The 267-nt window shown below is 38.2% G+C and carries 1 protein-coding gene; it reads left to right on the top strand.

What is annotated here, in order from left to right; genetic code table 11:
* The coding region (locus SB717_RS36405) for a hypothetical protein (RefSeq protein ID WP_410907896.1) at nucleotides 1–267 on the top strand (267 nt) is incomplete at both ends.

Raw genomic sequence — 267 nt, 5'->3', positions numbered from 1 at the left:
AAAAAAGATCAATTTAAGTCTTTTGATAACTTAGATTTTCCTGGTAACTGGGTGCTTGAGCTTTTAGGAGATCATGTCAGGGATTGCAGGTTGCTAAAAACAGAACAAGAGTATGCACTGTTTGAAGCGCTTTACGGGGTTGCCGCTGATTATTATTTGGCATGGTACATGGGGCAACCTTTGATAAATCTTAGATTTGACTTTCGTTCATGTTTTGAATTTTGGAAAGTGGGTGGTGCAGGGTATCTGTTTGAAGATAAGTTTGTT

Source organism: Priestia sp. SIMBA_032, assembly GCF_046535215.1.
GTDB lineage: Bacteria > Bacillota > Bacilli > Bacillales > Bacillaceae_H > Priestia > Priestia aryabhattai.
This window is presented reverse-complemented; position numbering and strand designations above follow the sequence as displayed.